This window comes from Streptomyces yamdrokensis (assembly GCF_053890455.1).
Genome location: NZ_CM132679.1, coordinates 7,007,934 through 7,023,461, shown reverse-complemented (window position 1 = coordinate 7,023,461; position 15,528 = coordinate 7,007,934). Strand labels below are relative to the sequence as shown.

Annotated in this window: 11 protein-coding genes and 1 pseudogene; 5 read left to right on the top strand and 7 right to left on the bottom strand. The window is 72.1% G+C overall.

Going from position 1 to position 15,528, the window contains the following annotated elements:
• Positions 1-15: 15 nt before the first annotated feature.
• Positions 16-639 (bottom strand): HdeD family acid-resistance protein, encoded by a 624-nt coding sequence (locus ACWZEH_RS31000; protein WP_456194372.1) that lies wholly within the window; start codon positions 637-639, stop codon positions 16-18.
• Between the two features lie 113 nt (positions 640-752).
• Here ACWZEH_RS31000 and ACWZEH_RS30995 point away from each other — a divergent pair, with 113 nt between their 5' ends.
• The 3 genes from ACWZEH_RS30995 (at position 753) to ACWZEH_RS30985 (ending at position 4,249) form a co-directional block, all read left to right on the top strand.
• Complete coding sequence (locus tag ACWZEH_RS30995; protein ID WP_456194371.1) at positions 753-1,508, top strand: enoyl-CoA hydratase/isomerase family protein; 756 nt, start codon at positions 753-755, stop codon at positions 1,506-1,508.
• 101 nt (positions 1,509-1,609) lie between these two features.
• Entirely contained in the window at positions 1,610-1,744 is a 135-nt protein-coding gene (locus ACWZEH_RS30990) for an LPFR motif small protein (RefSeq protein WP_384019428.1), read from the top strand.
• Between the two features lie 105 nt (positions 1,745-1,849).
• A complete protein-coding gene (locus tag ACWZEH_RS30985; protein ID WP_456194370.1) occupies positions 1,850-4,249 on the top strand; it encodes a Tex family protein in 2,400 nt (799 codons plus the stop codon).
• A 110-nt stretch (positions 4,250-4,359) separates the two neighbouring features.
• Here ACWZEH_RS30985 and ACWZEH_RS30980 read toward each other — a convergent pair whose 3' ends face one another.
• Positions 4,360-6,000 carry an ABC-F family ATP-binding cassette domain-containing protein gene (locus ACWZEH_RS30980; RefSeq protein WP_456194369.1) on the bottom strand — a complete coding sequence of 547 codons (1,641 nt, stop codon included), beginning with the start codon at positions 5,998-6,000 and terminating at the stop codon, positions 4,360-4,362.
• A gap of 138 nt (positions 6,001-6,138) precedes the next feature.
• Positions 6,139-7,179 (bottom strand): oxidoreductase, encoded by a 1,041-nt coding sequence (locus ACWZEH_RS30975; RefSeq protein WP_456194368.1) that lies wholly within the window; start codon positions 7,177-7,179, stop codon positions 6,139-6,141.
• Positions 7,180-7,245: 66 nt separating this feature from the next.
• On the opposite strand from ACWZEH_RS30975, the gene ACWZEH_RS30970 reads away from it, so the two are divergent.
• Positions 7,246-8,199 (top strand): FAD-dependent oxidoreductase, encoded by a 954-nt coding sequence (locus tag ACWZEH_RS30970; RefSeq protein ID WP_456194367.1) that lies wholly within the window; start codon positions 7,246-7,248, stop codon positions 8,197-8,199.
• A 56-nt stretch (positions 8,200-8,255) separates the two neighbouring features.
• On the opposite strand, the gene ACWZEH_RS30965 is transcribed toward ACWZEH_RS30970, so the two are convergent.
• The 3 genes and pseudogenes from ACWZEH_RS30965 to ACWZEH_RS30955 form a co-directional block, all read right to left on the bottom strand.
• Positions 8,256-9,998 carry a BCCT family transporter gene (locus ACWZEH_RS30965; RefSeq protein WP_456194366.1) on the bottom strand — a complete coding sequence of 581 codons (1,743 nt, stop codon included), beginning with the start codon at positions 9,996-9,998 and terminating at the stop codon, positions 8,256-8,258.
• A 193-nt stretch (positions 9,999-10,191) separates the two neighbouring features.
• A complete protein-coding gene (locus ACWZEH_RS30960; protein WP_456194365.1) occupies positions 10,192-12,183 on the bottom strand; it encodes a Xaa-Pro dipeptidyl-peptidase in 1,992 nt (663 codons plus the stop codon).
• 142 nt (positions 12,184-12,325) lie between these two features.
• Positions 12,326-12,457 (bottom strand): annotated as a pseudogene (locus ACWZEH_RS30955) (Appr-1-p processing protein); the annotation flags it as partial.
• Between the two features lie 30 nt (positions 12,458-12,487).
• On the opposite strand from ACWZEH_RS30955, the gene ACWZEH_RS30950 reads away from it, so the two are divergent.
• Positions 12,488-13,222 carry a MerR family transcriptional regulator gene (locus ACWZEH_RS30950; protein ID WP_456194364.1) on the top strand — a complete coding sequence of 245 codons (735 nt, stop codon included), beginning with the start codon at positions 12,488-12,490 and terminating at the stop codon, positions 13,220-13,222.
• Positions 13,223-13,274: 52 nt separating this feature from the next.
• On the opposite strand, the gene ACWZEH_RS30945 is transcribed toward ACWZEH_RS30950, so the two are convergent.
• Entirely contained in the window at positions 13,275-15,470 is a 2,196-nt protein-coding gene (locus tag ACWZEH_RS30945) for a 3-hydroxyacyl-CoA dehydrogenase NAD-binding domain-containing protein (protein ID WP_456194363.1), read from the bottom strand.
• Between the last annotated feature and the right edge of the window lie 58 nt (positions 15,471-15,528).

The window sequence follows — 15,528 nt, the reverse complement described above, 5'->3', positions numbered from 1 at the left end:
TGTCGTGTCGGCGCACTATTCGGGTTGTACGGGTTTGGCATGGGGCCCCGCCTCCTCCGGGCCCGTCAGCCGGTCGGAGACCATGCCCACGATCCTGCGCCCGCCGTAGCCGGTGGCGATCAGCCCCAGCCCGTCGAAGAGCAGGGTGAGCGAGAGGAAGGTGCCGATCACGTACTGACTGCTGCCCGGCCAGGTGGCCAGGACCAGGATGCCGAGCAGGAGGCCGAGGACGCCCTGCAGGAGCGTCACACCGAACTGCGGCCCGCGAACCACCATGCTGCCCACCAGACGGAACAGTCCGCCGGTGAGGAACAGCAGCGCGGCGAACATGGTCAGTGCCTCGGCCGCCGCCTCCGGTGTGCGCAGGACCACCACGCCGGCCGCGATGTTCAGCGCCGCGACGATCACGGCGAGCCAGAAGAAGCTGGTGTGCCGGGCCTGGACCGCGTGCAGCAGCGAGACCGCACCGCCGATCAGCAGCAGCCAGCCGAACAGCACCATCGTCGTCAGAGTCGCGACGCCGGTGTAGACGAGACCGAAGAGGCCGGCGACGACCAGGATCACGCCGAGCGCGGCGAGCCGGCCGAAGCCGCTCTTCAGTTTGGCCGCCTCGCTACGCGGTTTGGTGGATTTGGCCATGACTGCCTCCTCGTTGTCCGCTCTCTCCCCTCCTCCCCTGCTCCCGGTGTCGCGTAACGCCCCGCACGCTCCCGCCGGTCGGCACTCCGACCGGGGTGGATAGCATCCGGCGCATGGAGCCGCAGCTGTCGCACAGCGTCACCGACTCGGTCGCCACGGTCGTCATCCGCCATTCGGCGAAGCGCAACGCCATGACGACCGCGATGTGGCGTGCGCTGCCGCCGCTGCTCGACACGCTGGCAGAGGACGCCGGGGTGCGGGCGCTGGTGCTCACCGGCGAGGGCGGAACCTTCTGCGCCGGGGCCGACATCTCCACGCTCAAGGGGTCGCCGCAGGAGGCGCAGCTGCTCGCCGTGGCGGCCGAGGAGGCGCTGGCCGTCTTCCCCAAACCGACGCTCGCGGCGGTCCGGGGCCACTGTGTCGGCGGCGGGGCACAGCTGGCGGCGGCCTGCGATCTGCGGTTCGCGCAGGAGGGGGCGGTCTTCGGGGTGACCCCGGCCCGGCTCGGGATCGTCTACCCGGCCTCCTCCACCCGGCGGTTGGTGTCGCTGGTGGGGCCGGCCACCGCCAAGTACCTGTTGTTCTCCGGCCAGTTGATCGACACCGCACGGGCGCTGCGTACGGGGCTGGTCGACGAGGTGCTGCCCGTGGACGGACTGGACCGGCGGGTCGCGGAGTTCACCGCGACCCTGGTCTCGCGTTCGCGGCTGACGCAGGCGGCGGCGAAGGAGTTCGCGAACGGACGCACCGACCGGGACGCCCACTGGAGCGGTCAGGCGCGCGGCACCGGCGACACGGCGGAAGGAGTCGCCGCCTTCCTCGAACGCAGGCCGCCCCGGTTCGGCTGGACCCCGCCGGGACGCGGGTAGGACACGACGTACGCGGCGGACAGGCATGTTGAAGCGTTGACGAGGTACCCGTAGGTCACCGCCCGTTCCGGCCCGGGACGGACGGTGAACCGAAGGAGGAGATCGTTTTGCGTGCCATCGCGGATGTTCTGCGTCAGATCGGCGGCGCCGCCGCCACCGTCGTGACCCTGCCGTTCCGGGCGCTGGCCCGGCTGTTCGGGGGCGCCTCGTCCGCGGGGCGGGGCCGGCGCGCCTGACCCGGCGCGCACCGGGGCTCCGCGAGTCGCCGCCCTGATCCCCGATTGTCGGCACCACCTGCCACAATTGCCGCGCAACCTCAGCGAAGAAGGCGGTACGGGATCGTGACGACACCCCTCCAAGGGTCCATCGAAGGCAGGATCGCCGAGGAGCTCGGCGTACAGGAGCGGCAGGTCAGGGCCGCCGTGGAACTGCTCGACGGCGGTTCCACGGTGCCCTTCATCGCCCGCTACCGCAAGGAAGCCACCGAGATGCTCGACGATGCGCAGTTGCGCACGCTCGAGGAGCGGCTGCGCTATCTGCGGGAGCTCGAGGAGCGTCGTACGGCGATCCTGGACTCGGTGCGCGAGCAGGGCAAGCTCACCGAGGAGCTTCAGGCACGGATCCGGGGCGCGCAGACCAAGGCACGCCTGGAGGACGTCTACCTGCCGTACAAGCCGAAGCGGCGTACCAAGGCGCAGATCGCGCGCGAGGCGGGGCTCGAGCCGCTGGCGGACGGGCTGCTCGGGGATCCGGGCGTCGAGCCCCTCGCCGCGGCCGCCGCGTTCGTGGACGCCGACAAGGGTGTCGCCGATGCGCAGGCCGCCCTGGACGGCGCGCGGGCCGTCCTCACCGAGCGGTTCTCGGAGGACGCGGACCTCATCGGCGAGCTGCGGGAGCGCATGTGGGTGCGCGGGCGGCTCGCCGCCAAGGTGCGCGAGGGCAAGGAGGAGGCGGGCGCCAAGTTCTCCGACTACTTCGACTTCGCCGAGCCGTTCACCGAGCTGCCCTCGCACCGGATCCTGGCGATGCTGCGCGGCGAGAAGGAGGAGGTCCTGGACCTCGTCCTGGAGCCGGAGGAGGCGACACAGGGCCCGTCCTCCTACGAGGGTACGGTGGCCCACCGGTTCGGAATCGCCGACCAGGGCCGTCCGGCCGACAAGTGGCTGCTGGACACGGTCCGCTGGGCGTGGCGCACGCGCATCCTGGTACATCTCGGGATCGACCTGCGGCTGAGGCTGCGCACGGCGGCCGAGGACGAGGCGGTGCGGGTGTTCGCGGCGAATCTGCGCGACCTGCTGCTCGCCGCTCCGGCCGGCACCCGCGCGACCCTCGGCCTCGACCCCGGCTTCCGTACGGGGGTGAAGGTCGCCGTGGTGGACGCGACGGGCAAGGCCGTCGCCACCGACGTGATCCATCCGCACGTCCCGGCGAACCGGTGGGACGAGTCGATCGCCAAGCTGGCCCGGCTCGCGAAGGAGCACGCCGTCGAGCTGATCGCGATCGGCAACGGTACGGCGTCCCGCGAGACCGACAGGCTGGCCGGCGATCTCATCACCCGTCACCCCGAGCTGAAGCTGACGAAGGTGATGGTGTCCGAGGCGGGCGCCTCGGTGTACTCGGCGTCCGCGTTCGCCTCGCAGGAGCTGCCCGACATGGATGTGTCGCTGCGCGGGGCGGTGTCGATCGCGCGCCGGCTCCAGGACCCGCTGGCGGAGCTGGTGAAGATCGATCCGAAGTCGATCGGCGTCGGCCAGTACCAGCACGACCTGTCCGAGGTGAAGCTGTCGCGCTCGCTGGACGCGGTGGTGGAGGACTGCGTGAACGGCGTGGGGGTGGATGCCAACACGGCGTCCGCGCCGCTGCTCGCCCGGGTCTCCGGCATCACCTCCGGGCTCGCCGAGAACATCGTCTCCCACCGGGACAGCAACGGGCCGTTCGGGTCCCGCGGCGAACTGAAGAAGGTGCCGAGGCTCGGCCCCAAGGCGTACGAGCAGTGCGCGGGCTTCCTGCGGATCCGCGGCGATGACCCGCTGGACGCCTCCAGCGTGCACCCGGAGGCCTATCCGGTGGTCCGGCGCATGGTGCAGAAGTCCGGCGAGGAGGTCGCCTCCCTGGTGGGCAACGCGGGGGTGCTGCGCTCGCTGAGGCCGCAGGACTTCGTGGACGAGACGTTCGGTCTGCCGACCGTCTCGGACATTCTCAAGGAGCTGGAGAAGCCGGGGCGCGACCCGCGACCGGCCTTCAGGACCGCCGCCTTCAAGGAGGGCGTGGAGAAGATCTCCGACCTCTCCTCTGGGATGGTCCTGGAGGGGGTGGTGACGAACGTGGCGGCCTTCGGCGCGTTCGTCGACATCGGCGTCCACCAGGACGGCCTGGTACATGTCTCCGCCATGTCGAAGACGTTCGTCAAGGACCCTCGGGACGTGGTGAAGCCGGGCGACATCGTCAAGGTGAAGGTCCTCGACATCGACATTCCGCGCAAGCGGATCTCGCTGACCCTGCGGCTGGACGACGAGGCGGCGGAGCAGACCGAGGCGGCTCCCGGCGGGCGCCGGCAGCGCGGCGGCGGGCGCCCGCCGCAGCAGCGCCAGGGGCAGGGGCAGGGCCGTGGTGGTAATGGTGGTGGCGGCGGCGGTCGCGGAAACGGCGGCGCGCGTCAGGCACCCGCACCGGCGAACGGCGCGATGGCCGACGCCCTGCGCCGGGCGGGGCTGGCCGACCCGAAGAAGGGCAAGCGCTAGGTGTCGCGTCGGCCGACGGCCCGGTTGCTCCGCTGTGTGCGAGGGGCCGGGCCGTCGGGCTGTTCGGCGGCGTCCTGGTCAGGGCCCGGTCAGGGCTCGTCCGTACCCGGTCAGTGTTCGGTGACCTTGCCGTCGGCCACTTCCAGACGGCGGGTGACGTGGACCGCGTCGAGCATGCGCCGGTCGTGGGTGACGAGGAGGAGGGTGCCCTCGTAGGAGTCGAGGGCACCCTCCAGCTGCTCGATGGCGGGCAGGTCGAGGTGGTTGGTCGGCTCGTCGAGGACGAGGAGGTTGACGCCCCGGCCCTGGAGGAGGGCGAGGGCGGCGCGGGTGCGTTCGCCCGGTGAGAGGGTGACCGCCGGACGCATCACATGGTCCGCCTTGAGGCCGAACTTGGCCAGCAGGGTGCGGATCTCGGCCGGTTCGGTGTCCGGGACCCCGGCGCGGAAGGCGTCGAGCAGCGCTTCGGTGCCGTGGAACAGCGCACGGGCCTGGTCGACCTCACCGAGCAGCACGCCCGAGCCCAGCGCGGCGTGCCCGACGTCGACCGGGACGCGGCCCAGCAGGGCGCCCAGCAGGGTCGACTTCCCGGCACCGTTGGCGCCCGTGACGGCGACCCGGTCCGCCCAGTCGATCTGCAGGGTGACCGGCCCGAGCACGAAGTCGCCGCGCCGCACCTCGGCGTCCCGCAGCGTCGCCACCACCGCGCCGGAGCGCGGGGCCGCCGCGATCTCCATGCGCAGCTCCCACTCCTTGCGCGGCTCCTCGACCACGTCGAGGCGTTCGATCATGCGCTGGGTCTGGCGGGCCTTGGCGGCCTGCTTCTCACTGGCCTCGCTGCGGAACTTGCGGCCGATCTTGTCGTTGTCGTTGCCCGCCTTGCGACGTGCGTTCTTCACGCCCTTGTCCATCCAGGAGCGTTGCGTCCGGGCCCGGTCCTGGAGCGCGGACCTCTTGTCGTCGTACTCCTCGTACTCGTCGCGGGCGTGCCGGCGGGCCACCTCCCGTTCCTCCAGATAGGCCGCGTAGCCGCCGCCGTAGAGGTTGATCTGCCGCTGGGCGAGATCGAGTTCGAGGACCTTGGTGACGGTGCGTGTGAGGAACTCGCGGTCGTGGCTGACCACGACCGTGCCGGCGCGCAGACCTTTGACGAAGCGTTCGAGGCGCTCCAGGCCGTCCAGGTCCAGGTCGTTGGTCGGTTCGTCGAGGAGAAAGACGTCGTAGCGGGACAGGAGGAGGGAGGCGAGGCCGACGCGGGCCGCCTGGCCGCCGGACAGGGCGGTCATCGGCTGGTCCTGGCCGATCCTCAGCCCGAGCGACGAGGTGACCTCCTCGGCGCGTTCGTCGAGGTCCGCGCCGCCCAGGGCCAGCCAGCGCTCCAGGGCGTCCGCGTACGCGTCGTCGGCGCCGGGCGCCCCGTCGACCAGGGCCTGTGTCGCCTCGTCCATCGTCCGCTGGGCCTCGGCGACGCCGGTGCGGCGGGCCAGGAAGTCCCGGACGCTCTCGCCGGGCCGGCGCTCCGGCTCCTGCGGGAGGTGGCCCACACTCGCCGTGGGCGGGGAGAGCCGCAGCTCGCCCTGTTCCGGCGCGGTGAGCCCGGCGAGCAGGCGCAGCAGCGTGGACTTGCCGGCGCCGTTGGCACCGACCAGGCCGATCACGTCGCCGGGGGCGACGACGAGGTCGAGGCCGCTGAACAGGGAGCGGTCGCCATGGCCGGCGGAGAGGTTCTTGGCGACGAGGGTGGCAGTCATCAGACCGCCGATCCTAGCCTTCGCGCGTCACCCCCCGGACACCCGGTTTCCGGCGCTCCCGCGACCGCCGCGCCTGCCCGGACGGCTCCGCGTGCGTCTCCCCGTACGCGCTCCCCGCCCCGGCCCGCCTCCCGGCCCTCACCGCCGTACCGCCGTCGTCAGGACCGCCCCGGCGGTGCGGGCCACCAGGTAGGACTCGCCCCTGACCGTCCTCGGGTCCAGGGGGATGCGGTGGCGGCCCGGTTCCAGGACGCCGTCGAAGACGTCGCGGGTGTGGCTGCGGGTCAGGCGGTCGAGGCGGTACGCGGTGAGTCGCACCCGGCACGACGCGGTGACCTCGACCTCCGCGTCGGCACCCGCCGAGGCCGAGGAGGCGGGGGCGGTCAGCACGGTCAGGCGGCGCTGTCCGGGCGGGCTGCGGTCCAGGGCGTGCTCGGTCTGGGCGACGAGCAGCGGGACGATCGGGGCGTGGCCGTCGACGCAGGGCACGTCGACGCCGGCGGCGGCGAAGGCCGCGCGTACGGCGGCACGTTCGGCGGGGTTGACCGACCGGTCGAAGACGACGGCGGCGTAGCCGCGCAGTTCGTCGGCGGGGACGCCGTCGGCGTCGTGGGCGATGTCGGCGCCGACGCCGATGGTGCGCAGGGCCGCGGCGAGCCTGGCCGGCAGGGCGACGCGGGCGCCGATCAGCAGGACGCGGCGGCGGGTGCCCGGGGCGCCGTCGGCCAGCAGGGCGGCGAGGGCCGTGCGGTAGTCGGCGCCGCGGAAGCGGAACGGGCCCAGGCCGTGATACCCGTTGCGTTCCAGGTCGGCGTGTTCGTCGGTCTGCCAGGCGAAGTCCCGCCAGATGTAGTCCTCGCCGTCCCGCTCGATGGCGGTGGTCACCGCACCGCAGCCGAGGTCCTCGCAGTCGGGGCAGCCGTAGACGATGTACCGGCCGGACGGCAGCGGTGCCCCGGTCTCCAGGAGCAGGCTGCGGACCTGGGCGGTGAAGATGGCGGGCGGGACGTCGGAGGCGAGCGGGGAGACGGCGTCGAGGTCACAGAGGCGGAACAGCAGCGGGCGTCCGTCGACGACGAAGTCGACGAAGTCCCGGTGGACCTGGTGGTCGCCGCCGGGGAGGAGGCCACCGGCACGGATCGCCGGTGTCAGGCCGAAGGTCGCGTACTCGGCAGACATGCTGTGAGTATTCCCGCAGCGGGACGGACCTGAGCACTGCATGACATATTCCGCTAACGTCCCCGCATGGAAACCGAACCGGTCTTCGATGTCCGTGTGATCGGCGGCGGGGTCGTCGGACTGACGACGGCCGTCGTCCTCGCCGAGCGGGGCGCACGGGTACGGCTGTGGACGCGCGACCCGGTCGGGCGGACCACCTCGGCGGTTGCCGGGGCGCTGTGGTGGCCGTACCGGATCGAGCCGGTGGTGTCGGCGCACGCGTGGGCGCTGAGTTCGCTGGACGTGTACGAGAAGCTGGCGGCGCGGCCGGAGGTCACCGGCGTACGGATGGTCGAAGGGGTACTGGGCGGGACCACGCTGGACGAGGTCGGCGCCTGGGCCGCCGCGCGGCTGCCGGGGCTGCGGGTGTCGAGCGCGGAGGAGCACCCGTCGGGGCCGGGCGTGTGGGCCCGGCTGCCGCTCGTCGACATGTCGGCCCATCTGCCCTGGCTGCGGGAGCGGTTCGTGGCCGCGGGCGGAGTGGTGGAGGAACGCGCGGTGACGGACCTCGCTCAGGCGGACGCCCCGGTCGTGGTGAACTGCTCGGGGCTGGGGGCGCGCGACCTGGTGCCCGATCCCGCGGTGCGTCCGGTGCGGGGGCAGCTGGTCGTGGTGGAGAACCCGGGGATCCGTACCTGGACGGTCTCCACGGGCGCCGACGGGGCGACGGCGTACGTCCTCCCGCAGCCGGGGCGGCTGGTGCTGGGCGGTACGGCGCAGGAGGACGACTGGTCCCTGGAGCCGGACCCCGCTCAGGCCGAGGCGATCGTGCGGCGGTGCGCGGCGCTGCGGCCACTGGTCGCGGGGGCGCGGATCCTGGAGCACCGGGTGGGACTGCGGCCCGTCCGGGACACCGTCCGCCTCGGACGCGAGCCGCTCCCGGACGGGCGGAGGCTGGTGCACAACTACGGTCACGGGGGCGCGGGTGTCACCGTGGCCTGGGGTTGCGCGCGGGAGGCGGCGGAGCTCGCCCTGGGGTGAGAGGCGGCGGGGCGGCTCCGGAAACGGCCGGTGACGGCCAAAGCGGCTGCCGGCGGTCAGGGCTTGGTCGATGCCTCGTAGTGCTTGCCGACCGGATCCCCCTCCACGTCCGTACCGGCCCCGGGTCCGATACGGAGTTCGAATTCCCCGTCGTACTTCGTGTGCCCCGCGATGACGGCCAGGTCGACCGCCTCGGACCCCACCTCCCTGCGCACGATGACCGGGTCCCGGCGCAGGTCGCGCATGAGCGCCACGCACATCAGGATCATCACGACGACGAACGGGGCCGCCGCGAGGATCGTGATGTTCTGCAGGCCGGTCAGCGCGTCGCCGGAGCCGCTGCCCACCAGCAGCATGATCGCGGCGACCGCTCCGGTGACCACGCCCCAGAACACCACCACCAGGCGTCCCGGTTCGAGCGCCCCCTTCTGTGAGAGCGTGCCCATCACGACCGAGGCGGCGTCGGCGCCGGAGACGAAGAAGATGCCGACGAGGATCATCACCAGGAGGCTCGCCGCCGTGGCGAGGGGGTACTCCTGGAGCACCGCGAACAGCTGTCCCTCGGCCGTCGACTCGTCACCGAGCCGGCCCTGCTCCTGGAGCCTCATCGCGGAGCCGCCGAAGACCGCGAACCAGACCAGGCTGACCGTGCTGGGCACGAGGATGACTCCGCCGATGAACTGACGGATCGTACGGCCCCGGCTGATACGGGCGATGAACATGCCGACGAACGGCGTCCAGGAGATCCACCACGCCCAGTAGAAGACGGTCCAGCTGCCCAGCCAGTCCGCCACTCCCTCGCCGGTGCTGGCCTCCGTACGGCCGGCCATCTGGGGCAGTTCACCCAGGTAGCCGAAGACCGAGGTGGGCAGCAGGTCGAGGACGAGGACCGCGGGACCGACCACGAACACGAACAGGGCGAGCACCAGGGCGAGCACCATGTTGGTGTTGGACAGCCACTGGATGCCCTTCTCCACGCCCGAGACCGCGGAGGCGACGAACGCGACCGTGAGCACCGCGATGATGCCGACGAGAAGCCCCGTGCTCACCTCGTCCATCCACTCCAGCTCCTGCATGCCGGAGCCGATCTGCAGCGCGCCGAGTCCCAGTGAGGCCGCCGAGCCGAAGATGGTCGCCACGATGGCGAGGATGTCGATGGCTCGTCCGGTGTTCCCGTTGGCGTGCTTCGATCCGATGAGCGGGGTGAAGACGGCGCTGATGGTCTGCCGGCGGCGCCTGCGGAAGGTGCTGTAGGCGATGGCGAGGCCGACCACGGCGTAGATCGCCCACGGGTGGAGCGTCCAGTGGAAGAGCGTGGTCGCCATGGCCAGTTCCATGCGCTCGCCCGAGTCGGCCGGGTCGGTGCCGGGCGGCGCCGTGACGTAGTGCGCCAGCGGCTCACTGACGCCGTAGAACATCAGACCGATTCCCATGCCCGCGCTGAACATCATCGCGACCCACGACACGGTGCGGAACTCGGGTTCCTCGCCCTCGGCGCCGAGATGGATCCGGCCGTAACGGCTGGCCGCGAGCCAGAGGGCGAAGACGACGAAGCCGGAGGCGGCCAGCATGAACGCCCAGCCGCCGTTGTGCATCAGACTCGAGAGCGCGCTGCTCGAGACGTTCTCGAGCGAATCGGTCGCGGTGGCGCCCCAGACGACGAACGCGACGGTGAGCACCGCCGTGACACCGAACACCACCCGGTCGGTCCGAGGCCTCTCACGGCCCGCCAGGCCCGTTTCCGAGCCTGGCAGAGGGCCCGCCGTATGCTCCTTGTCGCTGTGCTGGTCCTTCGTCACAGGCGGCACCTTTCATCGAGCCGTTGGCCGGAGGATCACTCCCCCAGCCATGCCCCTACCACCTCTGGCGCAAAACTCACCTCTCCAGCGGTCACGTTCCTGTCAACCGACGGGCGGATGGCGATCGAAGTGATCACCGTCCGCCCGAGTCGCTGATCGCTCGTGCGCGAGGCCGTGACCGGCGGCGCGTGGTTCATCCGGTTCCGGACGTACCTCCTCCTTCTCCCGGAACGCGCTGGACGGTGTGCGGAGGTCGTACGCCGTCGCGGACGGTGGCACCAAAAGCGTGCCCGGACCAGGTGGGCGCGTCCGCGGTGGCGCGGGCGAAGGCGGCGGTTCCGCCGGTGAACGGGACGCGCACGGAGGTCCGGGCGAGGTCGACGGCGAGGGTGGGGGTGTCCGCCGGTGGGTCGATCAGGCCACGGGCCGTGCCCGCGACGATCAGGGCGAGACGGTGGCCCTCGGGGACGACGTGGTCGGTGGCGGCCAGGTCGAGGGTGATGGTGTAGCGCTTGCCCGGGGAGAGCGGGGCGCCCTTGCCGTCGGAGGCGTGGTTGCCCAGGTCGGCCCAGCCCCGGCTGACGATCGTGTGACCGACGTCGGCGGTCGTGGCATCGGTCTCCCGGTAGCAGGAGCTGTCGCCCTCGGTGCTCGCGCCCCAGCAGGTGCGGTCGGTGCGGGTGGTGATCCCCTCGCCCGCGGCGGCGTAGTCGCGGATGGTGTCGGGACCGAGGTCGACGAGGACCGCGGACAGGTGTGCCGTGGGGGTGCTGGGGGTCACGGTGACGGTGGCCTCGGAGGCACCGGACACCCGCAGGTCACGGGAGAGGGGCACGGTGACGAAGCCGGCCTTGTCCGGTGTCGATGTGTCGACACCGGCCGCCCAGTCGGTCTCGTCGAGGCTCGGGTCGTCGGTGAACGTCTCGGTGCCGCGGCCCTTGCGCAGGCCCAGTGTGCCGACGCCGTCCTCGGTGCCGTGGGCGGGACGCAGGGTCGCGGCGCGGGTGCCGCGCGGCGGCCAGCTCTCCGAGGTCGCCCACTGGCCGGGCGCGCGCTCGATGTCGGCCATGGGCTCGCGGTCGATCCCGTTGTCGAGGCCGAGGAGTTCGTGGTCGAACCAGCGGTGCAGGGTGTCGACCCAGTCGGCGCGGCGGAAGTCGAACGGGTCGACGTGTCCGGTCTGGGAGAGCCAGATCTTGCGGTCGACTCCGTTCTTCGCGAGGGCGTCCCACCACGGGCCGACGTGCTGCATCCGCACGTTGAGGTCCTGCATGCCGTGTACGAGGAAGACGCTGGCCTTCACCTTCTTCGCGGCGCGCGCGTAGTCGCGTTCGGTCCACAGCGGCGTCAGGTCGCCGGTGCGCGGGGCGCCGTCGACGAGCTCGCGCTGGACGGCCCCGCACCGGGCGCGGGCGTCCGGGCTCTCCACGTAGTTCGACAGCCAGTCGGGGCCGGAGTCGTAGAGCGGGGCGCCCTTGCTGAAGTAGTAGTCGTACCAGGAGGAGATGGCGGCGATCGGCACGATCGTCTCGAGGCCCTCGACGCCGGTGGCGGCGACACCGTTGGCGATGGTGCCGTCCCAGCTCTTGCCGATCATGCCGGTGCGGCCGTTGGTCCAGCCGGCGTCGGCCCGCTCGGCGCCGGTGCGGGTGGTGTAGGCGGTGCCGCGGCCGTTCAGCCAGTCGACGACCGCCTTCGCGGACCGGATGTCGGAGCGGCCGCCGACGTCCACGCAGCCGTCGGAGCGGCTGGTGCCGGCCAGGTCGACGCCGACGACGGCGTAGCCGCGCGGCACGAAGTAGTTGTCGTAGAACAGCGGCATCCGTACGACGTCGCCGTTCGCGTCGTACGTCTTGCGCTCGCTCTCGTTGCCGCGCCCGCAGCAGGAGTAGTACGGGCTGGCGTCCATGATGACGGGGACCTTTCGGCCCCGCTGCGCGGGTTCGGCGGGGCGGACGATGTCGACGGCGACCCGGTCGGTCCGTCCGTCGCCGTCCCCGTCGAGTCCGGTGTCCACCCAGACGGCCTCGCGGATCGCGTCGTCGTAGGAGTGGACGGGCAGGCTCTCGCGCGGCGCGGTGCTCGCCGCGGTCGCCGTCGTGGGGGTGAGCAGCGTGGCCGTCAGGGCGGCCAGGGCCACCGTCACGAGCGGTCTCCAGGTCGTGAAGCGCGTGCGTATCGGCATGCGCGGACGGTACAACGGTCAACTCGTGTGCAGAAGGGGGCGTCTGACGGACCGTGGACATGCGAGCGGAGCCGGGAACCGCGAACCCGTCCGGCGCGCGGAAGCCGGCGCACGGGTACCGTACGGGCGCTCGGCCTCCGTCGTGCTCGTACACGGTCACCGGTACGCCGCGCCGGACCAGCCGCTCGGTGATCAGCGGTTCCACACGCGACCGCCTGCCGGCGCCGGCACTGCCAGTCGGGTCCGGTGCGTTCCGGGGCAGGTGAGGTGTCGCAGCACTGGTGGGACAGTAATACTGCTATGCATGACGACCGACATCGAGGAGCCGGCCCTCACCATCGACGAGCTGGCGGCGCGGGCCGGGGTCACGGTGCGGACGGTCCGGTTCTACGGCAGCAGGGGACTGCTCCCGCCGCCGGTGATCGGGCCGCGCCGTGTCGGTCACTACGGGCAGGAGCACCTGGCCCGGCTGGCACTGATCGAGGAGTTGCAGCGGCAGGGCATGACGCTGGCGGCCATCGAGCGGTATCTGGGGCGGCTGCCGCCGGATCTGAGTGTGCGGGACCTGGGGATCCAGCGCGCTGTGGTGGCCTCCTGGGCGCCCGACACGGTGGAGAAGGTGTCACGCGAGGAGCTGGAGCGGCGGGCGGGGCGGGCGCTGGACGACGAGGATCTGCGTCGGCTGGCGGCGCTGAGCGTCGTCGAGCGGGACGGCGAGGACTTCCGGGTCGACGCGGGGTTGCTGCGACTCGGCGTCGAACTGCTGGACGTACCGCTGACGCACGAGACGATCCTCGAGGCCCGTACGGCGCTCACCGGGCATGCCCGCGCGGCCGCCCAGGAACTGTCGCGGCTGCTGCGGGACGCGGTGGCGCAGCGGGACCCGCGGGAGGTGAGGTCACTGTCCGCCCGTATGCATCCGCTGGTGGTGCAGGCGCTGCTCACGGCCTTCCAGCGGTCGCTGCGCGAGGAACTGCGGGAGTGGCTGGACGGCGGGGAAGGGCCGGGGACGGCGGAGCCGGCGGGGAAGGGAGACTGATGCTCCCGTCCCCGCCGGCCGGCCGGCCCCCGGCACCGCCCGCGCCAGAGGGTCAGCGGGCATCCGTGAACCGCTCGCCCTTCTCCGCCTTGTCCACCAGCAGCGCCGGCGGCGCGAACCGCTCACCGTAGCGCTCGGCGAGTTCACGCGCGCGGGCCACGAATCCGGGCGGCCCGGCCTCTCCCCCGGCGCCGCCCTCGTAGCCGTTGATGTACTGCAGGACGCCGCCGGTCCAGCCGGGGAAGCCGATGCCGAGGATGGAGCCGATGTTGGCGTCGGCGACCGAGGTCAGCACACCCTCCTCCAGCAGCCGGACGGTGTCCAGCGCCTCGGCGAACAGCATCCGCTCCTGCATGTCCCGGAACGGGATCCCGTGCCCCTGCTTGGTGAAGTGCTCGCGCAGGCCGGGCCACAGGGCGGTGCGCCTGCCGTCCTCGCCGTACTCGTAGAAGCCGCCGCCGCCGGCACGGCCGGGGCGGCCGAACTCGTCGACCATGCGGTCGATGACGGCCTCGGCGGGGTGCTCGCTCCAGGTGCCGCCGGCCTCCTCGACGGCCCGCCGGGACTCGCCCCGGATCCTGCGCGCCAGGGTGAGCGTCAGTTCGTCCATGAGGGAGAGCACCTTGGCGGGGTAGCCCGCCTGGGCGGCGGCCTGTTCGACGGAGGCGGGCTCGATGCCCTCGCCGACCATGGCGACGCCCTCGTCGAGGAAACGGCCGATGACCCGGGAGGTGAAGAAGCCGCGCGAGTCGTTGACGACGATCGGGGTCTTCTTGATCTGCCGGACCAGGTCGAAGGCGCGGGCGAGCGCCTCGTCTCCGGTCCGCTCGCCCTTGATGATCTCGACCAGCGGCATCCTGTCGACCGGCGAGAAGAAGTGCAGCCCGATGAAGTCGCCCTGGCGGTCGACGCCTTCGGCGAGGGCGGTGATGGGGAGGGTGGAGGTGTTGGAGCACAGGAGCGCGTCGGGTTCGACGACGTCCTGGATCTCCTGGAACACCTTGTGCTTGAGGGCGGTGTCCTCGAAGACTGCCTCGATGACCGCGTCGCAGCCGGCCAGGTCCTGCGCCTCGGCGGTGGGCGTGATCCGCGCGAGGAGCGCGTCGGCCTTCTCCTGGGTCGTCCGGCCCCGGGAGACGGCCTTGGCGCACAGCTTCTCGGAGTACTCCCTGCCCTTGGCGGCGGCCTGGAGGGTGACGTCCTTGAGGACGACGTCGATGCCCGCGCGTGCGCACGAGTAGGCGATGCCGGCGCCCATCATCCCGGCGCCGAGCACGGCGACCCTGCGGACCGTGCGGGGCTCGATGCCCTGGGGGCGGTTGGCGCCGGAGTTGACGGCCTGGAGGTCGAAGAAGAACGCCTGGATCATGTTCTTCGACGTCTGCCCGGCGGCCAGCTCGACGAAGTAGCGGGCCTCGATCACCTGGGCGGTCTCGAAGTCGACCTGTGCGCCCTCCACGGCGGCGGCGAGGATGCTGCGTGGCGCCGGGTAGGGGGCGCCGTTCGTCTGCTTGCGCAGGGTGGCCGGGAAGGCGGGGAGGTTGGCCGCGAACTTGGGGTGGGACGGGGTGCCGCCCGGGATGCGGTAGCCGGGCCGGTCCCAGGGCTGGGCGGACTCGGGGTTCGCGTCGATGAAGGCACGGGCCTTGGCGATCAGTTCCTCGCGGGTGTCGGCCACGTCGTCGACGAGGCCGTTCTCCCGGGCGCGCCGCGGGCTGTACTGGGTGCCCTGGAGGAGCACCTTGAGCAGGGCGTCGGCGATGCCGAGCAACCGGACGGTGCGCACGACGCCACCGCCTCCGGGGAGCAGGCCGAGGGTGACCTCGGGGCAACCGATCTTGGAGCCGGGCGTGTCCAGGGCGATCCGGTGGTGGCAGGCGAGGGCGAGTTCGTAACCGCCGCCGAGGGCCGCTCCGTTGATCGCCGCGACGACCGGTTTGCCGAGGGTCTCGATACGGCGCATCTGGCGCTTGATCGCCATGCCGCCGTCGAACAGGTCCTGCGCCGTTTCGGGGGTGACCTTGATCAGGTCGCGCAGGTCGCCGCCGGCGAAGAAGGTCTTCTTGGCGGAGGTGAGGATGACGCCGCGGATGCCGTCCTTCTCCGCCTCCAGGCGGTCGGTGATCACGGCGAGGGAGTCGCGGAACGCCCGGTTCATGGTGTTGGCGGACTGCTGGGGGTCGTCGAGGACGAGGGTGACGACACCGCTGTCGTCCTGTTCCCAGCGGATGGTGGGGGTGTCGGTCATGACAGGTCTCCGTAGAAGTCGCTCGGGTCCGGGGTCCGGGGTCCGGGGTCCGGGGTCC